Raw genomic sequence first — 21,480 nt, forward strand, 5'->3', positions numbered from 1 at the left:
CCGTTATACCGCATAAAAGAGGCTGTGTTCATTTATCGGCATTGTGCGGTCTGATAATTTTTGTAAATTTTCAGACCCTAAACCCGTTCAATGGCCAAGCTTAAAAACATCATCAAACAATTATCCGAAAAAGATTTCAAGGCAATACACGATTCACTGATTGAAAGCAATGCCGACAAATCCGCTCACCTGCTCAAATCGCTGCGCGAGCGCCAGCTTTCCGACAATAAAATAATGACCGAGCTGGACGTAAACGCCAACGCCTATTACACGCTGCGCTCCAGGCTTAACCTTAAAATTGAAGAGTACCTGATGCAGCAACTGGAAAGCCCGCGCACCGATGTGCTGCGCAAGGTGGCTAACATAAACGAAGTGCTGTTTACCAAAAAACGCACCATTGCCATTGCTACGCTTAAAAAACTGGAAAAGGAGCTGATTGATTACGACCTGGCCAATGAACTGACGATTATTTACAAATCGTTAAAGAAGTTAAATGTTAATTCACCCGATTATTTTCAATACTCCCAGCTTTACAACCGGCACGTAGCCTATATGCTGGCGCTCGACAAGGCTGAAGATCTGCTGGCCGATTATTTTAAGAAATACGGAAGCTATCTGTTTAGTGGTGATGAGATGGAAAAACTTGGTCTTTCGCTGCTGATGAAGGAAATGCAAAATGTGGCCAATCTGTACGAGTCGCACCGCTTATATGTGTACCGCAGTTGCATGCATGTTTTCCACCGGTTGTTTGTAGAACCCGATGAAACCCTGGAGCCCGATGCGGAAGGGATTGAGGATATATTTGATAAGGTTCAGAAAATTTTCGACAGCTATAACCTCGATGCCATATATTATCACCTGAACCTGGTGTTTGAGTTTTTAAAACTGGAGTACTACAACCATTACAAAGTATACCGGCAAGCCGAGAAATTTTATGAAGAGGTTAATGATGCTGTGGGTAATCTGCTGTCAAACTATTCAACATATACATTCCCCGCACAATTTCTTATTTCAAAACTGGAGCGAAGCCTGCGGCTGGGCACCGAAGCCGAGTTATATGCTGAAAGCGAAACCGGCCTTATGGATTATGAAGTGGATATTCAGGATGTACCCCGGCATGTAATATTTGTTGTTTACAAAGCGCTGGCCGCTTACTATGCAGGTAAGTACGATGAGGCTGCACGCCTGATCAACAACCTGCTTAACGAAGTGAGTATGAAGAAGCATCCGTTTGCCCTGCTGGAGGTAAAATCCATCCTGGCGTTGCAATACGTGCTGATGCGCGACTATGAATTATTCAATCAGTTATCCAACAGCATCCAGCGGCAAATCCGAACCTACGGCAAAGAAAGTTGTGAGAACATCCTTTTGTTTTTAAAGATTCTGAAAATATCAACCAGCGAGGCCAAGCGTGAGAAAGTAAAAAAGATCAATGCCGTAATTCCGAAACTCAGGCAGCAGTCCGTGCCTTATTTTGCTCCCACCCTGCTGATTAAACTCGATGAAAAACTAATTAAAAACCTGACGGAGTTTGAGTAGCCTTACAAATCAAGTTTGATGATGTTTTCGTGTGTGAGGGGTTTGTTGAGGTACAACTTTACGTTTTCGTATTTTTTTGAGCGGCTGAAGTCCTGCGGGTTGATGGAAGAGGTGAGCATCACAATCTTACATTTCTTTTTTGCCGTATTACTCAGTTTTTCGAACTCCTCCAGAAACTGAAAGCCATCCATCAATGGCATGTCAATATCCAGAAAAATAATATCGGGGAGCACTTTATCAGCAACATCCAGGCGTTCCATATTGCGCAAGAATTCAATGGCGCTTTTAGCCCCGGTGTGGGTATAAATGTTTTCGGTGATGGACGCTGCCTCAATCATTTTCTGGTTGATGAGGTTATCAATCTCATTGTCGTCAATCAGCATTACGGTTCGGTATTTTTTACCAGCCATGGGGTTTAAGAATTAGGTATTAAAAATAGGTGTTAATGGTTAATTTACAAGGCGCTACACCCCAAATTTAATACCTTGTGCCAGCGGCAACGTGTTGCCGTAATTAATGGTGTTGGTTTGCCTGCGCATGTACACCTTCCAGGCATCCGAACCGGACTCTCTTCCGCCACCGGTTTCTTTTTCACCGCCAAAAGCCCCGCCAATTTCAGCACCTGATGTTCCGATATTCACGTTGGCAATGCCACAGTCAGAACCTGTGTGTGATAAAAACTGCTCCATCTCCTGCATGTGGGTGGTCATGATGGCCGAGGATAGTCCCTGCTTCACACCGTTCTGGTAAGCAATGGCTTCATCAAGTGTTTTATACTTAATGAGGTATAAAACAGGCGCAAAGGTTTCTTGCTGCACAATGGAGAAATGATTTTTTACTTCGGCAATGGCAGGCTTAACGTAACAACCCGATTCGTAACCTTTGCCGGTAAGTACACCGCCTTCAACCAGAAACTTTCCGCCTTCCTTTACAATTTTTTTCAACGCCTCCTGGTACAAGGCTACAGCCTGTTTATCGATAAGCGGCCCAACATGATTGGATGAATCCAACGGGTTACCAATTTTTAATTGCGAATAGGCCTTGCGAAGTTTTTCTTTAACCGCAGGGTACACTTTTTCATGAACAATAAGCCTGCGGGTGGTGGTGCATCGCTGGCCGGCTGTACCCACCGCGCCAAACAACGCACCGCGAATGGCCATATCCAGATTGGCATGCTGTGAGATAATAATGGCGTTGTTGCCCCCCAGTTCGAGCAAGGCACGCCCCAGGCGTTCGCTCACGGTTTTACCAACCGCTTTGCCCATGCGTACCGAACCGGTGGCTGATATGAGCGGGATCCGTTCATCTTGCGCCAGCAGCTGGCCAACCGTTGCATCGCCATTAACAATGCAGGATACACCTTCGGGCACATTATTTTTTGTAAATACTTCTGCAACAATATGCTGGCAGGCAATACTGCAAAGCGGTGTTTTTTCCGAGGGTTTCCAGATGCACGTGTCACCACACACCCAGGCAATCATGGCATTCCACGACCATACAGCCACCGGAAAATTAAATGCCGAGATGATACCCACCACGCCCAGCGGATGATACTGTTCATACATCCGGTGGTGCGGGCGTTCGCTGTGCATGGTAAAACCGTGCAACTGCCGCGAAAGGCCTACGGCAAAATCGCAGATGTCAATCATCTCCTGCACTTCGCCCAGCCCTTCCTGGTACGACTTGCCCATCTCGTACGAAACCAGTTTCCCCAGGGGCTCCTTGTACTTGCGCAACGCTTCACCAACCTGGCGCACAATTTCACCACGCCTGGGTGCCGGCCATTGGCGCCACTCCAAAAAGGCCCTGTGTGCCTGCTTAACTACTGCCTCAACCGATTTTTCATCGGCAGAAAAAACAGAACCAATCAACTTGCCATCAACCGGTGAAACGGATTTGAGCGGCCTGCTTGTTTTGTATGATTTCTTTCCGGTTGAAACACCGGGATTGGTTTTATTTACGCCCAACGTACTGAGGGCGTCCTGAATTCCGAATGCATCCATGATATCGGCTTATTTTGCCGCCACAAAACTACATTTTTACCACTCGATTCCGTATGATTTTTTTTCACCATTTAAATAATACCCTTCCAGCAAAATGCCTCCCTTTTTGTACTGCAGCATTCGGTTAAAATCCTGCACATTGTCTACCGGCACTTTATCCAAAAAACCGATAACAAATCCTCTCTGTACACCCGCTTCCCTCCACTTTCCCTCGGCAGCCGTCACCAATACCCCGCCTTCCAGGTTAAGCCGGGCTAACTCGTTCAGGGGTACATCTTCCAACATGAGTCCCTCGGCAGTATCTGGAATGTCCTTAACCTGCACTCCTTCCTTACCAGAGTTGTCCTTAAGGCGCGCAGAGACCTGAGCCGTTTTACCACTGCGAATAAACGTTACCGTTACCGCTTTACCGGGACGCTTGCGTGCAACCCACTCCTGCAATTCAGAAACCGAGTTTACCTGGTGATCATCAATTGCTGTAATCACATCACCCTCGATAATGCCCGACTCTTCGGCCGCACTGCCCCGGTTAACGCGCCTTACCAATACGCCCTGGCTGGTGCCAAGATTCAACTGTTCGGCTATTGTCGCATCTACATTTTCGATTTGGACACCCAGCAAACCGCGTTGCACCTGGCCGTACTCTAGCAAATCATCCATTACCTTTTTAACCAGGCTAACCGGAATAGCAAACGAATATCCGGCATACTGCCCTGTTGAGGTTGCAATAGCCGTATTAATGCCAATAAGGTCACCATTTAAATTAACCAGTGCACCACCGCTGTTGCCGGGGTTCACGGCTGCATCGGTTTGAATGAACGATTCGATTTGCAGGTTGTTCCTGTCGCGGAGCACACCGATGTTTCGTGCCTTAGCGCTGACAATACCAGCTGTTACCGTAGAGGTCAGGTCGAAAGGATTGCCAATAGCCAGCACCCATTCGCCCGGGCGCACGTTATCGGAATTACCATACCGGATAAACGGTAAATTTTTAGCCCGTACTTTTAGCAAGGCCAAATCGGTACTTGGATCCGTGCCCACAACCTTGGCGTAAAAACGTTGGTTATTATTCAACACCACCTCGATGTTGGTGGCATCTTCAACTACGTGATTGTTGGTAACAATATATCCGTCATCTGTAATAATTACCCCCGAACCTGACGAGCGCATGGGCGAGCGGTAATAATACTCCAGCGGATTCAGGCTGAAAGCCCCCGGACCATATGATGTACGGATATGCACCACCCCGGCAATCACCTTATCGGAAGCAGTTAAAAAATTTAATTCTTTCGGAACGCGATAACCCGAATCGGTTGCCAGGCCGGTTAAAGCAATCTGCCGTTGTTCAATAGACTGGTAAGAAGGTTCATCTTTACTAAAATATAAATTGGTTAACAAGGAGCCAACCACACCACCCACTACAGCCGCCACCAGCACAAATAAATACACACGCTTCATACCTGCACCGTTTACAATTTTCAAAAAGAAAGTTAGCAGAAATTATCCGGAATAAACGCTGGATTTACCCGAAGTTAAATAAAAAAGCCCGGCCGGCTGGCAACGGACGGGCTGCAAAAACTAACCTATGGTTGATTAGTCAATCTTAATGCTGGTCTTCAGGGTTTTCTTCTCATCCTTGGGCACGGTAATCTCCAAAATGCCATTTACATACTTCGCGCTGATTTTAGCGCTGTTGATGTTTTCGGGTAATGAGAAGGAACGGCTGAAGGTTCCATACTGGGTTTCGATTGAATGAAAATTGTTTTCATTCTTTTCCTGTGTGAACTTGCGTTCACCGCTGATGGTCATGTAATTTTCATTCAGGTCGATTTTAAAATCTTCCTTGTTCATGCCCGGCACGGCAACATGGATTTGGTAAGCCTTGTCGTTTTCCATGATGTCCACACGGGGCACAAACGAGTAAGACGATCCGCCTGAGCGGGTGAGCGTGTCGTTAAAAAAGCGGTCAATCAGGTTGCTGAAGGAAGTCGGTACGAAATCGTTCAGCGTGGTGTTATAGCGTATCAGGTTCATAGTTGTAAAGTTTATGGTTCAACATTCATTTTATTCGTACTCAACCCCACTCAGAAAAAGTATGCCGATAGAATTTTCAGGTCATAATGGCATAAAATGAGTACTTATCGGGTAACTAATAGGTCATTATGTCTTAAAACCCCTTCAGGCCAGGTGAGTTCATAAGCCTTACCAACCGCTAAAATCTCTGCAAAACATTATGATCAATGCTTATCTTTCAGTTTAAAGTATAGCTATCCGCCTATGAACCTGTCCACTTTAGATGCGCTTGTTTTCATTTCATACTGTGCTTTAATCCTGGGCATCGGCCTGTATGTTTCGCGCGACAAAAAGGGTCACCAAAAAAATGCTGAAGATTACTTTTTGGCCGGCAAATCATTACCGTGGTGGGCCATAGGCGCTTCGCTGATTGCAGCCAATATTTCGGCCGAGCAGTTTATCGGCATGTCGGGTTCCGGGTTCGCTATCGGCCTGGCCATAGCCTCGTACGAATGGATGGCTGCTATTACTTTACTCATTGTAGGAAAATATTTCCTGCCGATTTTCATCAGCAAAGGGATCTACACCATTCCGGAGTTTGTGGAAAAACGCTTTAGCACCAACCTGAAAACAATACTGGCGGTTTTCTGGATTGCGTTGTTTGTCTTTGTAAACCTGACCTCAGTAATGTACCTGGGTGCCCGGGCGATGGACACCGTGATGGGAAGCGGTGACGGCAGCCTGATGGTATATGCTATTGTTGGCCTGGGCCTGTTTGCAGCCGCTTACTCACTTTACGGGGGCCTTTCGGCCGTTGCATGGACGGATGTGGTACAGGTAGTTTTACTGATTGCTGGCGGATTGATCACTACCTTCCTCGCTCTGCAACATGTATCGCCTACAGGCAACATCTGGGATGGATTTGCGCACATTTATCAGGTGGTACCCGAAAAATTTTCGATGATACTATCCAAGGGAGAAATTATTACCCCCGATGGCAAAGATGCCTGGTGGGATTTACCCGGCCTGTCCGTGTTGCTTGGCGGAATGTGGGTGGCCAACATTTACTACTGGGGTTTTAACCAATACATCATTCAGCGGACATTAGCCGCCAAAAGCATTGATGAATCGCAGAAAGGAATTGTATTTGCTGCTTTCCTGAAACTTATTATTCCGCTGATCGTGGTTATTCCCGGCATCATTGCATATGTTCTGAATGCTGATGCAGGCGGAACGTTAAATGCCGGAACCGTTGATCCCAGCTTCCTGACTAAAGAAGGCGCCATTGCCAATGACAATGCCGCACCGTGGCTGATAAAAAGTTTTGTTCCGGTTGGGTTAAAGGGGCTGGTGCTGGCTGCACTGGCTGCCGCCATTGTTTCCTCGCTGGCATCCATGCTCAATTCAACAGCCACCATTTTCACCATGGATATTTACCGGCCGTATGTCAATAAAAATGCGTCCGACAAACAAACCGTTCGGGTTGGCAGGATAACAGCAGCCGTAGCCCTTGTAATTGCCATGCTCATTGCCCCGATGTTGGGTAACCTGGGGCAGGCGTTTCAGTTTATTCAGGAATATACCGGAGTAGTCAGCCCGGGTATTCTGGCGGTATTTCTGGCCGGGTTATTCTTTAAAAAAGCTACCAACAACGGGGCCATTTGGGGCGTAGTGGCCTCCATACCCATTGCCTTGTACTTTAAAGTGGCACCCAACGGGTGGTCAGACGCGGCTGTTTTTGTAAACATTCCTTTTCTGGATCAGATGTTTGCCACGGCCTTACTTTCACTTGCCATTATTGTCGCGATAAGCCTGGCAGAAGGTAAGGGCAAAGCAAATGAAAAAGGGATTCACTTAACAGCCGGCCTGTTTAAAACCAGCCCGGCTTTTACCATTGGGGCAACCATTGTGCTGCTAATCTGCGCAGTATTGTACGCGGTTTTTTGGTAAAAAGTAAAAACTACAATAGTTCAAATTCTGCCTGGAGCACATCGCGCGAATTACCGCCAACAAATACATGAAATGTACCGGGTTCGGCACCATAGGTTAAGTCGGCACGGTAAAATGAAAGCTCCTTTTCGGTAATAATAAAACTTACCGTCTGCTTTTCGCCTGGCTTGAGTACAATTTTCTGAAAGCCCTTAAGCTCTTTTACGGGCCGGGTAACTGAACCAACCAAATCGCGGATATACAATTGCACAACTTCGGCACCTTCGCGTGTGCCGCTATTGGTTATTTCAACCGTTACCCGGATAGAATCCTGAGGCTTCATTTCTTTGCTGCTCAGAGTAAGATTACTATAAGAGAATGTAGTATAGCTAAGACCATAGCCAAATGGATAAACAGGATCATTGGAAACATCCAGGTAATTAGACCGAAACTTCTGGAACCACTGTCCGTTAGCAAGCGGTCGGCCGGTATTTTTTTGCGCGTAATACATGGGTACTTGTCCGACATGCTGCGGAAACGTGGTGGTTAGTTTACCCGAGGGATTAACATCGCCAAACAACACATCAGCAATAGCATCGCCTGCTTCACTCCCGCCAAACCACACATTTACTATAGCCGGGATATTTTCATTCTCCCAGGTTAATGTTAAAGGTCTTCCGGTAAACAACACAAGCACAACCGGTTTACCGGTATTTACTAATGCTTTAAGTAAATCTCGCTGGGTTTGAGGGATATCGATGTTTACCCGGCTGGAGGATTCTCCGCTCATCTCGGCCGATTCGCCAACAGCAGCCACAATTACATCAGCCGATTGGGCAATCCGTACGGCCTCTGCCCGCATCATCTCAGGAGAACGTGGATCGCGGTTGAGTGACTTGCCAAACATGGTTGCCCGTTCTTCCACCAGTGGATCTTCATGCAGGTTTGAGCCTTTAGCATAGATAATTCTTGCTTTATCGCCAACTGCTTTTTGCAATCCTTGTAAAACAGATACCGATTCTGAGAACCGGGCAGCAACGCTCCAGGTTCCTGTCATATTGGTTGGCGCATTTGCCAACGGGCCCACCAATGCAATGGTTCCCTTCTTTTGCAGGGGTAATACGTTATTATTTTTCAGCAAAACAAAACTCTGGGCTGCCGCACTTCGTGCAAACTTTCTGTTATGCTCACTAAAAATTTCTGTTTTGGCCCGATTCTCATCGCAATACCGGTATGGGTCATCAAATAAACCAAGTTTAAACTTAGCAGTAAGAATTCGCTTGCAGGCAGCATTTATTTGCTGCTCGGTTATTTTCCCTTCCTTTAATGAATTGACCAATGTGGTAAGCAGGCCTTCACTGACCATATCCATATCCAGACCGGCCGCCAGCGCTTTGGCTGATACCGACTGTAAATCGCCATAGCCATGATCGATCATCTCGCTCACACTGGTATAATCTGACACGATAAACCCGTTAAAGTTCCATTGGCTTCGCAACACGTCCGTTAGCAGCCATTTATTAGCGGTAGCCGGAATGCCATCAACCTCATTGAATGATGTCATTACACTTCCTGCTCCGGATTCAACAGCTGCCTTGTAAGGAATGAAGTACTCATTGTACATTCGCTGATGACTCATATCAACGGTATTGTAATCACGACCTGCTTCGGCCGCTCCATATAGTGCAAAATGTTTTACGCAAGCCAGAATAGTATTGTTTGCAGCCAGGTCATTGCCCTGATAGCCTCGTACCATGGCCTTGGCAATTTCAGCACTCAAAAATGGATCTTCTCCGTTACCTTCGGATATTCTGCCCCAGCGTGGATCACGACAAAGGTCAACCATGGGCGAGAATGTCCAGTTTATGCCGTCTGCGCTTGCTTCCTGAGCTGCTATGCGCGCGGTTTGTTCTATTAGCGCCAGATCCCAACTGCAGCTCAAACCCAGTGGGATTGGAAAAACCGATTCATACCCATGAATTACGTCCATACCAAACAATAACGGGATCCCCAGGCGACTCTTCTCAACGGCTATCTGCTGCATTTCTCTGATTGCCTTTACTGATTTAATATTGAACAGCCCTCCTACCATTCCTCGTTCAATTTTTTTTGCAATTTCTGAGTTTGCAGCCTGGCCGGTTGTAAACTGCCCGGCCGATGGAAGATTAAGCTGGCCTATTTTTTCTTCCAGTGTCATGCGCTGCATCAGGGAGTCGACCTTCCGGTCAAGTTCAGTATGGGTTAATTTTTCCTTTGTCATACAGGAGAAACCAAGGAAAAAAACTGCGATCCGTAAAAGATTTTTCATAGTTTCATTGATGATAAGTGAACCCTAACTTTCGAAGTCCTTCCTGAACCTCGGGAGCTTCCATAAAAAGTTTCCAGAGAAGGCCCGTACGATAATTCTCAATCATTACCGGTATAGGGCCCTGATCAATAGCCAGGTAGTGTGGCAATAACCAGTTGTATTGAAAGCTGAACGCATCGTAAGGGCCATAGGGCCCGATGAGAGAATCCCTTTCAGGAGCATACAGAAATTTCAAAAATTTCATGCTTTCTTCAGGGGTATAAGGAAAGGACGATAACGCTGCTGTTGGTGAGATCACGCCCAGATCATTTGTAGGCTGATGTGCAGCATAGCCTATCATGGAGTAACTGGAGGTAAGACCCCAGCACGACTCGCCATAGCCTTTAAAGTTTTTTGGATTTTCAACACAGTAGCGGTAATGAATTAGTGCATGGTTTCGGTTTACGTGCCAATAGTTGGCGTACTGATCAGTAAGTTTACGCGGGTCAAGCCCTAAATAAGAATAATGTGCCCAGAACAAAGGCCCTACCGGGTCATCGCTGTGCTCATAGTGATCAAGTATAGTTGGTAAATCGTAAAATACACGAGCTGACTTTATTGCTCCATTTCGTGCCCAACCGTTGTGATAAACCTCCGGTTTTACCGGATGTGTGGGTGATGCAGCCGCCAGCACATACGCAATTAAACATTCGTTATACCCCCCGATAGGAAAATTCATCTCCCAGCCGTAGGTAGGAGACCAATGCCAATAGAGTACATTCTTTCCGTTGGTGTACCAGTTCCAATCTACCTGCCGCCAAAGCGTATCAATTTTATTAGCCAACTCTTTTTCTTCAGGATTCCCATTTTTAAAATATTCACGCACAGTAAGCAGTCCCTGTACAAGGAATGCGGTTTCAACAATATCTCCACCATCATCTTTTTTACTGAATGGTTTTACTTTTCCTGTTTCACCAAATAGCCAGTGTGGCCATGCCCCATGGAATCGATCGGCCGTATCCAGGTAATTTACAATGTGTTTATAGAATGCCAGGGCTTCTGCCCGGCTAACAAAGCCGCGCTCGATGCCTACCAACACCGCCATTAAACCAAACCCCGTACCTCCGGTTGTTACAACATTTTTATCGTTTTGCGGATAGTTATTATCCATGTGCGTTCGTTCACGCGCCATCCGCGAAACAGGCTCGGCATTATCCCAGAAGTAATTGAAGGTCTGGCGTTGCACCAGTGTGAGCAGAGAATCTTCATCGGTCGAATTGATACTTTCATAATCCTGCTTAACCGAACAGTTCAGTACCAGTACAGAAAAAATAATTAAGTACGTTAATTGACGCATTTGGTAGCTTTAATAAGTAAATCCCAGAGTTGACAATCCGGCCTGCACTTCGGGAGCGGACATGAACAGATCCCACAGTAACCCGGTCCGGTAGTTTTCAATCATGATTACAATCGGTCCCTGGTCAATGGCCAGAAAAGAATTTGCCGTCCAGCCCTCGGTAATGTTAAACGCATCATAAAAACCGTAAGCACCCCATAACCTGTCGCCCAGTGTGTAATAAAAAAACTTAAGTGCTTTCATTGATTCCACCGGTGTAAACGGAAATGAAGACAAGGCAGCCGTTGGGGTTATCACTCCTAAATCATTTGTAGGTGAATGTGCTGCATAGCCCAGGTGGTTATCACTGGCCGTGAGCCCCCAGCATTCTTCGCTATAGCCTACAAAATTTTTCGGGTTACGCACGCAATAGGCATGGTTGATACGTGAGTGATTTTGATTTTGCAAAAGATAATCAGCGCAATAAAAGTCGCTTAATCCGTGCGGATCGATACCTAAAAATGAATAATGCGCAAAGAAGAGCGGTCCGCCATATGCCGGGCCAAGCGGTAATATAATCCCCTCATAGGCATTACCATTCTTCATTCCTCCGTTACTTGCCCAACCATTGTCATACACAATTTTTGGAATACCGTGGGTTGGTGATGAGGCAGCCAATACATAAATAACCAGGCCTTCATTCCAACCTTTAACCTGCATATTCATTATCCATTGTTTATCAGGCGACCAATGCCAGTAAAGGGTGTTCTGATTACTACGCCTGTACCAGTCCCATTCAACACTGTGCCATAGAACATTGATTCGGTTTATTAAGGCGTTCTCTTCAGGAACAGCGTTGTTAAGATATTGTCTGAAAGTAAGTAGCCCCTGAATCAGAAAAGCTGTTTCCACCAGGTCGCCTCCGTTATCGTTCGTACTAAAAGGAATGACCTTACCCGTATTGCCGTCAATCCAATGTGACCAGGCTCCGTGAAACCGGTCGGCTGATTCAAGAAATGTGAGGATTTTATCCATTCGCGCCAATCCTTCAGCACGGGTAATAAATCCGCGTTCAATACCTACAATAATTGCCATAATGCCGAACCCGGAACCGCCACTGGTTACCAGGTTACCACTGGTATTACGTTCGCGCGCCATACCGCTGGCCGGATGGGCAAAGTCCCAGAAATACTTAAAAGTTTGTTGTTGCACTAAGGTGAGCAACTCCTCATCGGTTATTATCGGGAATTTGGGTGTTGGATCAACCTCCGTATAAAAGTTTTTGGTAAACTGAGTAATCGTCTCCTGGTTTACACCGGTCAACTCAGGTGACACATAAACGCGATAGCGCTGCAGGTGGCTTAAAGGCAGCAGCGGGGTAATGGTAACTTTCCGGTTTTCGTCTGTGGCTGCGTATGTTGATTGAACCGAACCTGCCGGACCGGTAATCCGAAGGTAAGTAGAATTAATTTTAGCCGGATCCAGTGAATGAGAAAATGTAATTTCGACAGTTGTTGATCGTGGTATATCAATTACCGGTGAGGTGTATAACGATTCAACACCGTTGAATTTTAGTGAAACAACGCTAAGAATGCCGGCCTTTGTTTTAAATAATACGGTTATGCCGGCAAAGGTTTCACCTTGTTTACCACGCAGATCCGTGGTTATGGATAATTCATAAAATTGATTAGGCTCAAGGGCCGCGGCAGGCGTTAACGTAAGGCGCCTGTCATTATCAAAAGCGATAAAGTTAAATGGCATTTCATCCCCTCCCTGAACTTTCAAGGTTATTGCGTCATCCACCGTACTTAACAGCAGGCTGGCTGAAAAAACAACAGTAATTGGCTGTTCAATTGGGATATTATTGTTGTCAGCCGGATTAGTAAGGTTAAGGTTGCTCTCGCCAATGGTTACCTGAAGAAGTTGCAAAGCCGATGTGCCGGAGCCATCATTATCATTACAGGACAGCACCAACGATAACAGCAGTAGTACAGGAATAATTTTTTTGAAAGATTGCATTATTTGATGATAAAACTATGAGGGTTCCCGTTTCCAGGAACCCTCAGTACAAAAGTAAACCTAACCTACTTAAGGCTTTCCGGAGTTGTACATGGCTGTAATTTCAGCCTGTGTAAGCACTTTATGATAAATAATCAAATCATCCATAAGGCCATGGAAGTGATTCGCACCCGGGTTATCATAATTACCCCAAGGTTCACCATCCCATAAGGTTCCTCCACGCGAATGAACAAACCCAAGTGCCAGTTCATTAAGAACGTCAGGTACGTCACCCCGGTAACTTAACCCGGTTGCAAACCTCGGATTAGCACCATCGGGCCACAAATCGAAATCCTGTTCTTTAATTTTCTCACCGTTCAGGTAAACAATACCCTGGCGTGTTGTGGCATTATACACAAATACGTAATGCGCCCAATTATCTTTTATAACCACATTCATTCCTCCGGTTGGTGTAAAATCTTTAGAGAAGACCCAACCTTGCCAACCCAGGTTTCCTGTTCCATCGGCCCAAAGGTCTTCACTGAATTTACCGGCACCACTTGGATTATCATGTGCATACGAAGCGGCCAGTTTAAAGGCATTATAGTCGCCAAAAATTTCCATTTGGAAACCATAAAATGCGCCAAGGCCAAACACGAACTGGCCCTTGCCAAGCGAAGAATTAGGTTTAACCCATACGCTAAGTGCCCAACTGCCATTGTTCATCAACTGGTCACCATTAGCATATTCAACAATAGTGGTTGTGCCATTAAAGCTGGCTGCTTTTCCGGCATCGGCTTTCCGGCCGTCAACAAACGTTAAGTCAACCGTACCGCCCGTTTTTGGTGCACGACCGCCAATAATATCCACTGCATTATCTTCAAACGTCCAGTGTGCGAAAGCACCCGGTACGGCAAATGTTCCTTCGGAAGTAAAGTTCCGTTCGATGGCTGAAGTAAGTGTTTTTCCTTCCGCGCTTTTGAGGCCGGCACCAAAGGTCAGTATAAATAACGTTCCGGTACTGAAGTCGGCATTGGGGTTAATTGTTACTTCATTACCATCAACTGTAATGGTGGCATCAAAATTCTGGCTATCGAACTGACGTACCAGTGTTATAGCAGAGGTTGTGGTTTCATCTACCGGCACATTAAATGTAGCGACAATAGACGCACCTACAGGCACACCGGTAGCACTCGTAGCCCCATTCAAATCAATGTCGCCAGCGGTGAGGCTGACCAAGGCTAATGCAGGCGGCTCATCATCATTACACCCAACAAACACTGTGGCCATCAATGCCGCAACCAGCAGTGTACTCAACATCCATTTTACATTTTTCATAACTGGTTAAATTTAATTTTAAGGTTGAACATACATTTGATCTATCTGATTAATCCCAACCGGGATTTTGATCCAAAGCTCCCTGAGAAATGTCTATTTCGGTTTGGGGTATTGGCAACAGCTCGTGTTTCCCGGCAATAAAACCCAAAGGACCTAACACGGCAGTGGCTTTGTTGGTTCTAACCAAATCCCAAAACCGATGGCCTTCCAATGCCAGTTCTACCCTGCGTTCATGCAGAATAATATCGCGGAGAAGGTTTTTATCAGTCGTGGTAACATCGGGTAATATCAATCCATTTCCTTCACGGGCCCGTGCACGTACCCGGTTAAGGTGAATCAGCGCATCCGTGGGGTTATCAATCTCATTTAATGCCTCTGCGGCCATCAGCAGCACATCGGAGAACCGGATAAACCTGCGGTTATGACCGAATGAAGGAGGCACATTGTTGCCCGGTGTCCACACCTTCTGGTTGTAACACTCAATTTCATCTTGTCCATGCGAATCTACCGAGAGGTCAGGCGTTGCACCATCGCCAATAATGGTCACTCCGTCTAAAACTTCGCCTAAGAATATTACTGTAGATTCCAGCCTGGGGTCTCCGGCTTCAAATGCATCGCGAAGATTTTTGGTAGGGCGGTTAAATCCCCAGCCCCGGTTTGGCGTGCCCCGAACAGCCTGAACATTTCCGTATTGATTTCCTCCGTTTGAAATTCCTTCCTCACCAAACGAAGCAACTTCAAAAACCGATTCGATACCCTGCTCACCCAGTACGCTGTTTGCATTATCGAAATCGGGCTCCAGGTTGTACTCCAATGAATTAATTACCTCGAGTGCATACGTGGCTGCAGCCGTAAAGTCCTGTTGTTTTGTAGCCGGTATGAGGCCCGCTCTGAATAAATAAACTTTGGCCAACAAGGCTTTGGCTGCACCTTTGGTGGCCCGTCCTAAATCGGAGGCCCCATAGGCTGATTTTTCAGGCAGCGTACTGATAGCAAACTGCAAATCATCAATAATCAAGTCATAAATTTCTTCCGCACTGCTTCGGGGCAACACCTGGGGTGTTGTTGTAACCAGTTTTGGTACTCCGCCCCAGGCCCGAACCAGGTCGAAATAGAAGAATGCGCGCAAAAATTTTGCTTCACCAACGTAGCGATCACGTAATACCGGATCCATGTTAATGAGCGGAACTTTTTCAATAACTACGTTTGCCCGCCTGACGGCCAGATAGAGTGTGTTCCACCAGCGCAAAATGGCACCTTCGGTTTTAATGTGCTGAAACCTGTCGAACGGACCAATGGTAGCCGATTGGTCATCGGGGTTACTGCCTTTATTGGCATCATCCGACATGATATCCATCAGCGGAAACAACCCGCTATTGAAATTCGGCTCGCGCAACGCATTGTATACTGCATTGGTAGCCAGCAGGGCATCCTGGGCAGTTACCGGGAAACTGGTTTGTGTTAAACTTCCCTGCGGTGGCTTATCCAGAAAATCCTCGCACGCTGTTGGCAGGAGTACCACTATCAGTAATGAAACAATTGAAACTATTCTATTTTTCATAACCGATATGTTAGAAAGTTAGATTTAAACCCAATGAATAAATTCTTGGAATTGGATAGGTGGCAATATCAATTCCGTTAAGCACAGGATTACCGCTAACTATTTCGGGTGTATATCCCGTAAAACTGCTTAGGGTAAAAAGGTTAGTAACCCGGGCAAATGCTCGGACTGATTTCATGCCTGCTTTCCGGACGAGGTGTTCGGGCACTGAGTAACCAATTGAAAAGTTCCGTAACCGAAAGAATGAGCCATTATAGATGTACCGTGAAGAGGGCTCATAATTTACCCCTCCATTACTGGGCCGGGGTTCAGAATTTGTAGTGCCTTCACCATCCCAAAAATTAAAGTACCGTTGTTCAAAATTGTAGGGATCGGGTCGGACCGTTTCTTTGCCGTTAAATATTTTGTTTCCACTCTGCCCCTGAAAATCAATAGTAACATCAAACCTTTTGAATTCTGCCGATAGGTTAACACCATACAACAGCGTAGGAATTGGAGAGCCCAAATTGGTGCGATCAGCCGAATTTAACACGCCATTGTTATCACTATCAGCAAACTTCAGGTCACCAACTTCGGTATTGCTCAAATGTGGGTAGGCATCTAACTCGGCCTGGCTTTGAAACACTCCGATAACCTGGTATCCATAGAAAGACCCAATTGGTACGCCCGGTACTGTACGGGTTACCTGTCGGCCATTAAATAGCCCTACAAGTTGCTCATCGGTACCTCCGGTTCCACTTACTTTCAGTGTTTCATTATGTATGGTTGTTATGTTGGCATTTATGCTGTACCGCAAATCTTTAAATTCACTTTTCCACCCAACTGCGGCCTCAATTCCCTTATTCAACACCTCACCGGCATTAAATGTAATCAGTGCTCCGTCACCATTTCCATAATATCCAGGAACAGGCAAGTCAATAAGTATATCACTGGTGTTGCGATTATAATAATCAATTTCAGCCGTCAGTTTATCATCCATAAACCCAAGTTCAATACCAATATCCAATTGCTCGGTGTTTTCCCACTTTAAATTCGGATTACCGGCAACACCATATGTTGCACCAGGATACTGTTCATCGTTGCCGAATAGCGCATTGACTCCGTTCAAAACGAGTGAATACTGGCGCAGGTAGTTAATTTTTTCATTGCCGATGATGCCCCAACTTGCGCGAAGTTTCAGATTAGAAAATAACTTATTAGCAGCAAGAAAATTCTCATTTATCGCATTCCACCCTATTGCAAAGGAAGGGAAATTTGCAAAGCGGTTATCATCTGTAAATTTTGACGATCCATCACGCCTGAAAGTAACCGTAAACAAGTACCGGTTATCGTAGGTATAATTGGCCCGAAATAAGTATGAAATCATTGAGAAATTAAAAGCCGCATTAACATCATTCCGGGCTGAATTAGGACTGACCAGGTTAGGGAAAATATTAACATACCAAAAATCTTCTCCGGGCCTAATCAGGTTCTCAGCGCCTAAAAAAACTGTTTCCGATGAAGACTCCTGCAGGGTATAACCCGCCAAGGCATTAAGCCGGTGAACGCCAATATCTTTATTGTATGTCAGGGTATTCTCCCACAACCAGTCGGTTCTATCAGAATAACCTTTACCTAAATCATCGGTGGCATTTTGTTGTTGTGGGTTTACAAAGAAAACCGGTGTGTAGCTGGTTGACTTGTTGTACTCTAAATCGGCTCCAAAACTTGACCTAAAAGTGAAACCATTTAAAAAATCAATCTCTGTATAAAGATTATTTACACTGCGTATTCCCCTATTAAAGCTATTGGTATATTTAATATCAGCCAACACATTTCCAACCCCTGGAACGGGGGAGAATGAACCGTCTGGCTGATAGGGTTCAATGGTTGGCCAGGCTCGGTATACTACAAATACTGCGTTGCCATTTGTATTTTGTTGATCATAGGGCGTGAAGGACAGGTTGCTTCCAAGCCGTACATTATCAGAAAGTCTCAGCGTATTGTTAAATTTCAAAGACAATCGCTGGTAATCCGATTTCGTAATGATCCCTTCCTGATTAAAATACCCCACTGATGTATAGTATTGAAACTTATCCGAACCCCCCGAAAATGAAAGTTGGTAATTTTGAATAGGAGCTGTCTGAAAAATCAAGTCTTGCCAATCCGTATTCGGCACGGCATCAACATTGTTATATGTTCCGGGATTAATTTTGTTACGAACAATTGCGTACTCCCTGCCGCTCAGTAAATCTATTTTCTTAGGTAATTCCTGAATACTGTACTCAGCCGTTACATTAATGGCAGGATAATTCCCTGCAGCTGAATCGCCTTTTTTTGTAGTAACGATAATAACACCGTTTGCACCCCGTGCCCCATAAATTGCTGTAGCTGATGCATCTTTCAGCACCTCCATGGAGGCAATGTCAGCCGCATTTAAAAAGTCGATATTTTGAAGTATTACACCATCCACCACATAAATTGGTGATGCATCATTAAAGGTACCGATACCGCGGATTCGAACATAGGTGCTTGCACCCGGTGCACCGGAAAGATTAGCAACCTGCAGGCCGGGCACCTTGCCCTGCAACGATTGCATGGGGTTTATTGAAGGAACCGAGGTTAATTGATTTCCTCGTATTGATGAAACTGAACCGGTTAAATCTGATTTGCGAACAGTTCCATATCCCACAACCACAACTTCCTCAAGGGCAAGGGCTTCGGGCTCCATACTAATATTTAATGTTTCGCGCCCATCAACATTTACCGTTTGAGTTTTATAGCCAACAAATGTGAAAACAAGGGTATTTTCTCCTGGTCCCAGGTCGACTGAGAAATTTCCGTTGGTATCGGAAGCAGTACCTTTTGTTGTACCCTGAACGATGACGTTAACACCGGGAAGACCCTGGCCATCATCAGCACTGATTACCCGGCCCCGAACTACACTGGTTTGGGCAAAAACATCCGCACCGCCAATAAGTAGTATGGCTAAAAACTGTAATACAACAATCCCTCTAAGCATAGAAACTTTCATGTTTGAACCAGGCCCAAGCATTAACCAAGCAAATAATTATGCTCCCTTATCCTTTTTTAGCAATAGAAAGTTTGAAAGTTCAAAGGTTTTATAAAATATTTTTTTGAAAAAATGACTGTTTGGAGGACTGTAAAACTGAATTACATGAAGAGCTTTTTCCCCCGAAAAAAACATTGATTTTAAATAAAAAAAGCCCGTTATTGAATAATTAAAAACTAACTTTAATTCAAAAAAAACATTGAACTGAAAACGATTGAGGTTAACCGGTTTTAGCAATGGTTTTCGGTTTTGGCTTGCTGCTCTTACTCCTTCTTTTTGAATCTTCCAGAATGACTTCTTCCCAACGTGAAACAAGTGGCCTTTTATGGTTTTTTTCAAGTTCCAGAATGCGGTTATTGACTTTTGTTTTAAATGCCCAGACAGTATTCGTGCCCAAATCAAGCATGCTTGCCAGGAACTCCAGGGTGCTGTCGCGTTTGCCTGTTACGGTCAGGTATGCAATGTAAAATGCCTTTTCAATCGGGAATTTGATTCCCTGGAAAATCGTAAAGGCAGTTATTGATTCATTGTAGCCACATCGCGAACACCTCCGCGCAAACTTAGCCGTTCCGGCAAAGTACTTTTCATTACTACACCTCTTACATCGGAATCCTTTTTCCCATTTAAGGTTTTCTAAAAAGCGGTAGCAGGCCAGTTTATCGGGGTAAAGGGTTTTAAACTGCGTATAATCCATTGTTTTTTCCTGAAGGCGTTCGTTTAAAACTTCTTTAATGCTGCTTTTAAGTTTCCAGTTGTCCAAATCCAGCATTGAGTTTATCCTGTTAAGTTTCTCTGCCTGTTGCAACAGCTTCTGATTTGATTCCGCCAACTCTTTGTTTTTAGCGTCCAACTCTACTGTACGTGCCAGCACCTTTTCTTCAAGCTCCCGGTTCACTTTATCTTTTAATTGCATGTTCAATTCATGCTGATGAATTATTCTTCGCAAAGCCCGGTCGCGCATATCCTTCAGAATTCTAATCCTGTCGCCCAGGGCAAACGTCAGAAACAACATTTCCAACACAAAGGCAAAGTGCAAACTGTAATGCGATGCAATGGTAAAGGGCAATACATTAAAGTAAACCAGCATACGAAGGAAAAATCCGGTAAAGAGAATCCCATAGGCAATAACAAAAAAGCGGGCAGGTTTATACCCGTTACGCCATACGGTAATGCCCGTGTAAAAAATCAATGAAAGCGGTAGAATGTCTAAATTCCGATAGGTTAAAAACTGAGGGAAGAAGAAAAGCTCGGTTACAAAAATAACGGAGCGTATAATCATAACTAACTTTATTACCTTATCCAGCTTGGGTGCATTTGCACGCGTGCTTAAAAATTTACGGGTAAAAATCAGTGCCCAAATAATTAATGAATACAGAAAAATACCCACCGCATAATTATTCCAATAAGGATGTTCGGGCCATAGGTACTGAAAACCAATTCCATCCAGGCTCATGGCATAACCTGCTACACTAAGTATATAACAGATATAATAGATGTTTTTGATTTCACGAATACCCAGGTAAACAAGGAAGTTATAGAGGGCAATAATCAGTATCATGCCATAAAACGTTCCAAATAAAAAGTATTCGTTTAGGGCATAATAAACAAACCGGTTTACTGAGCGTAAGGCAATACGCAAATCGGCAAATTCATGCGATTGAACTCTGAAATAAAATACCATCAGCGTATCTCGCTGAGTATCTATCTGGATTTCAAAATTCTTATGATGGAAAAATCGCTTTGAAAACGGCTGTTGATCACCCAGATGAACAATACGGTATGCGCCACCGGTCATTGGAACAAATGCCTCGATATGATCGATGGTCTGATCGTAAAATTCTAACAGCCAGGTCCTTTTTGAATCGGATGAAGTACGTATCGGCAAACGAATCCAATAGGCTGCATTTACCTGGAAATCAATATTCTGATAGTTGGTGTGGGTTTGAAATCGGTTGGAATATTCCGGTGAAGAGATTTCGATGAAACTTAGTTTGTTGGTTGGATCAATGAAATATGAAAGTTCATAGGGCATGAAATTGCGCTCTTCAACATCATCGGTGATTTCAAAAGGCGTTTGAGCTAACCCGGGTAATGCAAAAATGACGTAAACAACTAAAAATTGTATTCTTGGCTGCATATCCTTCCTGCTGAATTTCAAACTAACAAGAAATTCAGCCTGGAACAAGGGTACGGTGCAAACAAAGGACCCTGAATGCTAACAAAAATGTAAAGAAAGGCAGTTGTACAAATAACAACTGCCTCATTTTCAAGCTCCTCCTGTTGGACTTGAACCAACGACCCTCTGATTAACAGTCAGATGCTCTAACCAGCTGAGCTAAGGAGGAATAACCTCAAATAAACTCCTACCCCCTCAGATGCTCTAATGCTGACGCTTCGGTCAGCACCCTGACACGCTTTGCTTCG

13 protein-coding genes and 1 tRNA gene are annotated in these 21,480 nt (G+C 44.9%); 2 read left to right on the top strand and 12 right to left on the bottom strand.

Annotated elements, in window-relative coordinates; all coding sequences use genetic code 11:
* Positions 1–90: 90 nt before the first annotated feature.
* Complete coding sequence (locus HRU69_15140) at positions 91–1,539, top strand: hypothetical protein (protein ID QOI98735.1); 1,449 nt, start codon at positions 91–93, stop codon at positions 1,537–1,539.
* Between the two features lie 2 nt (positions 1,540–1,541).
* On the opposite strand, the gene HRU69_15145 is transcribed toward HRU69_15140, so the two are convergent.
* From HRU69_15145 to HRU69_15160, 4 genes are all read right to left on the bottom strand, one after another.
* Positions 1,542–1,949, bottom strand: a complete 408-nt coding sequence (locus HRU69_15145) for a response regulator (GenBank protein QOI98736.1) — start codon at positions 1,947–1,949, stop codon at positions 1,542–1,544.
* Positions 1,950–2,003: 54 nt separating this feature from the next.
* Entirely contained in the window at positions 2,004–3,542 is a 1,539-nt protein-coding gene (locus HRU69_15150; GenBank protein ID QOI98737.1) for an aldehyde dehydrogenase family protein, read from the bottom strand.
* 36 nt (positions 3,543–3,578) lie between these two features.
* A complete protein-coding gene (locus HRU69_15155) occupies positions 3,579–5,000 on the bottom strand; it encodes a trypsin-like peptidase domain-containing protein (protein ID QOI98951.1) in 1,422 nt (473 codons plus the stop codon).
* 135 nt (positions 5,001–5,135) lie between these two features.
* Positions 5,136–5,576, bottom strand: a complete 441-nt coding sequence (locus HRU69_15160) for an Hsp20/alpha crystallin family protein (GenBank protein ID QOI98738.1) — start codon at positions 5,574–5,576, stop codon at positions 5,136–5,138.
* A gap of 243 nt (positions 5,577–5,819) precedes the next feature.
* Here HRU69_15160 and HRU69_15165 point away from each other — a divergent pair, with 243 nt between their 5' ends.
* On the top strand, positions 5,820–7,505 hold the full coding sequence (locus HRU69_15165; protein QOI98739.1) for a sodium/solute symporter: 1,686 nt from the start codon (positions 5,820–5,822) through the stop codon (positions 7,503–7,505).
* Positions 7,506–7,515: 10 nt separating this feature from the next.
* On the opposite strand, the gene bglX is transcribed toward HRU69_15165, so the two are convergent.
* The 8 genes from bglX to HRU69_15205 all read right to left on the bottom strand — a co-directional run bounded on the left by bglX (position 7,516) and on the right by HRU69_15205 (position 21,401).
* Positions 7,516–9,792 carry a beta-glucosidase BglX gene (bglX, locus tag HRU69_15170; protein QOI98740.1) on the bottom strand — a complete coding sequence of 759 codons (2,277 nt, stop codon included), beginning with the start codon at positions 9,790–9,792 and terminating at the stop codon, positions 7,516–7,518.
* A gap of 4 nt (positions 9,793–9,796) precedes the next feature.
* On the bottom strand, positions 9,797–11,128 hold the full coding sequence (locus HRU69_15175) for a beta-glucosidase (GenBank protein ID QOI98741.1): 1,332 nt from the start codon (positions 11,126–11,128) through the stop codon (positions 9,797–9,799).
* Positions 11,129–11,137: 9 nt separating this feature from the next.
* Entirely contained in the window at positions 11,138–13,126 is a 1,989-nt protein-coding gene (locus tag HRU69_15180; protein ID QOI98742.1) for an Ig-like domain-containing protein, read from the bottom strand.
* Between the two features lie 69 nt (positions 13,127–13,195).
* Positions 13,196–14,443, bottom strand: coding sequence for an Ig-like domain-containing protein (locus HRU69_15185; protein QOI98743.1), 1,248 nt, complete (start codon positions 14,441–14,443; stop codon positions 13,196–13,198).
* 49 nt (positions 14,444–14,492) lie between these two features.
* The gene (locus HRU69_15190; GenBank protein ID QOI98744.1) at positions 14,493–16,004 is read right to left on the bottom strand and encodes a RagB/SusD family nutrient uptake outer membrane protein; all 1,512 of its coding nucleotides are present in this window, start codon (positions 16,002–16,004) and stop codon (positions 14,493–14,495) included.
* A gap of 10 nt (positions 16,005–16,014) precedes the next feature.
* Positions 16,015–19,005: a TonB-dependent receptor gene (locus tag HRU69_15195; GenBank protein QOI98745.1), complete on the bottom strand. Its 2,991-nt coding sequence runs from the start codon at positions 19,003–19,005 to the stop codon at positions 16,015–16,017.
* A 271-nt stretch (positions 19,006–19,276) separates the two neighbouring features.
* On the bottom strand, positions 19,277–21,193 hold the full coding sequence (locus HRU69_15200) for a transposase (protein QOI98746.1): 1,917 nt from the start codon (positions 21,191–21,193) through the stop codon (positions 19,277–19,279).
* 134 nt (positions 21,194–21,327) lie between these two features.
* A tRNA-Asn gene (locus HRU69_15205) sits at positions 21,328–21,401 on the bottom strand.
* Between the last annotated feature and the right edge of the window lie 79 nt (positions 21,402–21,480).

This window comes from Flammeovirgaceae bacterium (assembly GCA_015180985.1).
Lineage (GTDB): Bacteria > Bacteroidota > Bacteroidia > Cytophagales > Cyclobacteriaceae > UBA2336.

Excerpts from the sequence above, each read along its gene's own strand:
- HRU69_15155 (QOI98951.1), bottom strand. The coding sequence starts at position 5,000 with ATGAAGCGTGTGTATTTATTTGTGCTGGTGGCGGCTGTAGTGGGTGGT.
- HRU69_15175 (QOI98741.1), bottom strand. The coding sequence starts at position 11,128 with ATGCGTCAATTAACGTACTTAATTATTTTTTCTGTACTGGTACTGAAC.
- HRU69_15200 (QOI98746.1), bottom strand. The coding sequence starts at position 21,193 with ATGCAGCCAAGAATACAATTTTTAGTTGTTTACGTCATTTTTGCATTA.
- HRU69_15140 (QOI98735.1), top strand. The coding sequence starts at position 91 with ATGGCCAAGCTTAAAAACATCATCAAACAATTATCCGAAAAAGATTTC.
- HRU69_15180 (QOI98742.1), bottom strand. The coding sequence starts at position 13,126 with ATGCAATCTTTCAAAAAAATTATTCCTGTACTACTGCTGTTATCGTTG.
- HRU69_15150 (QOI98737.1), bottom strand. The coding sequence starts at position 3,542 with ATGGATGCATTCGGAATTCAGGACGCCCTCAGTACGTTGGGCGTAAAT.
- HRU69_15190 (QOI98744.1), bottom strand. The coding sequence starts at position 16,004 with ATGAAAAATAGAATAGTTTCAATTGTTTCATTACTGATAGTGGTACTC.
- HRU69_15185 (QOI98743.1), bottom strand. The coding sequence starts at position 14,443 with ATGAAAAATGTAAAATGGATGTTGAGTACACTGCTGGTTGCGGCATTG.
- HRU69_15160 (QOI98738.1), bottom strand. The coding sequence starts at position 5,576 with ATGAACCTGATACGCTATAACACCACGCTGAACGATTTCGTACCGACT.
- HRU69_15165 (QOI98739.1), top strand. The coding sequence starts at position 5,820 with ATGAACCTGTCCACTTTAGATGCGCTTGTTTTCATTTCATACTGTGCT.
- HRU69_15195 (QOI98745.1), bottom strand. The coding sequence starts at position 19,005 with ATGCTTAGAGGGATTGTTGTATTACAGTTTTTAGCCATACTACTTATT.
- bglX (QOI98740.1), bottom strand. The coding sequence starts at position 9,792 with ATGAAAAATCTTTTACGGATCGCAGTTTTTTTCCTTGGTTTCTCCTGT.
- HRU69_15145 (QOI98736.1), bottom strand. The coding sequence starts at position 1,949 with ATGGCTGGTAAAAAATACCGAACCGTAATGCTGATTGACGACAATGAG.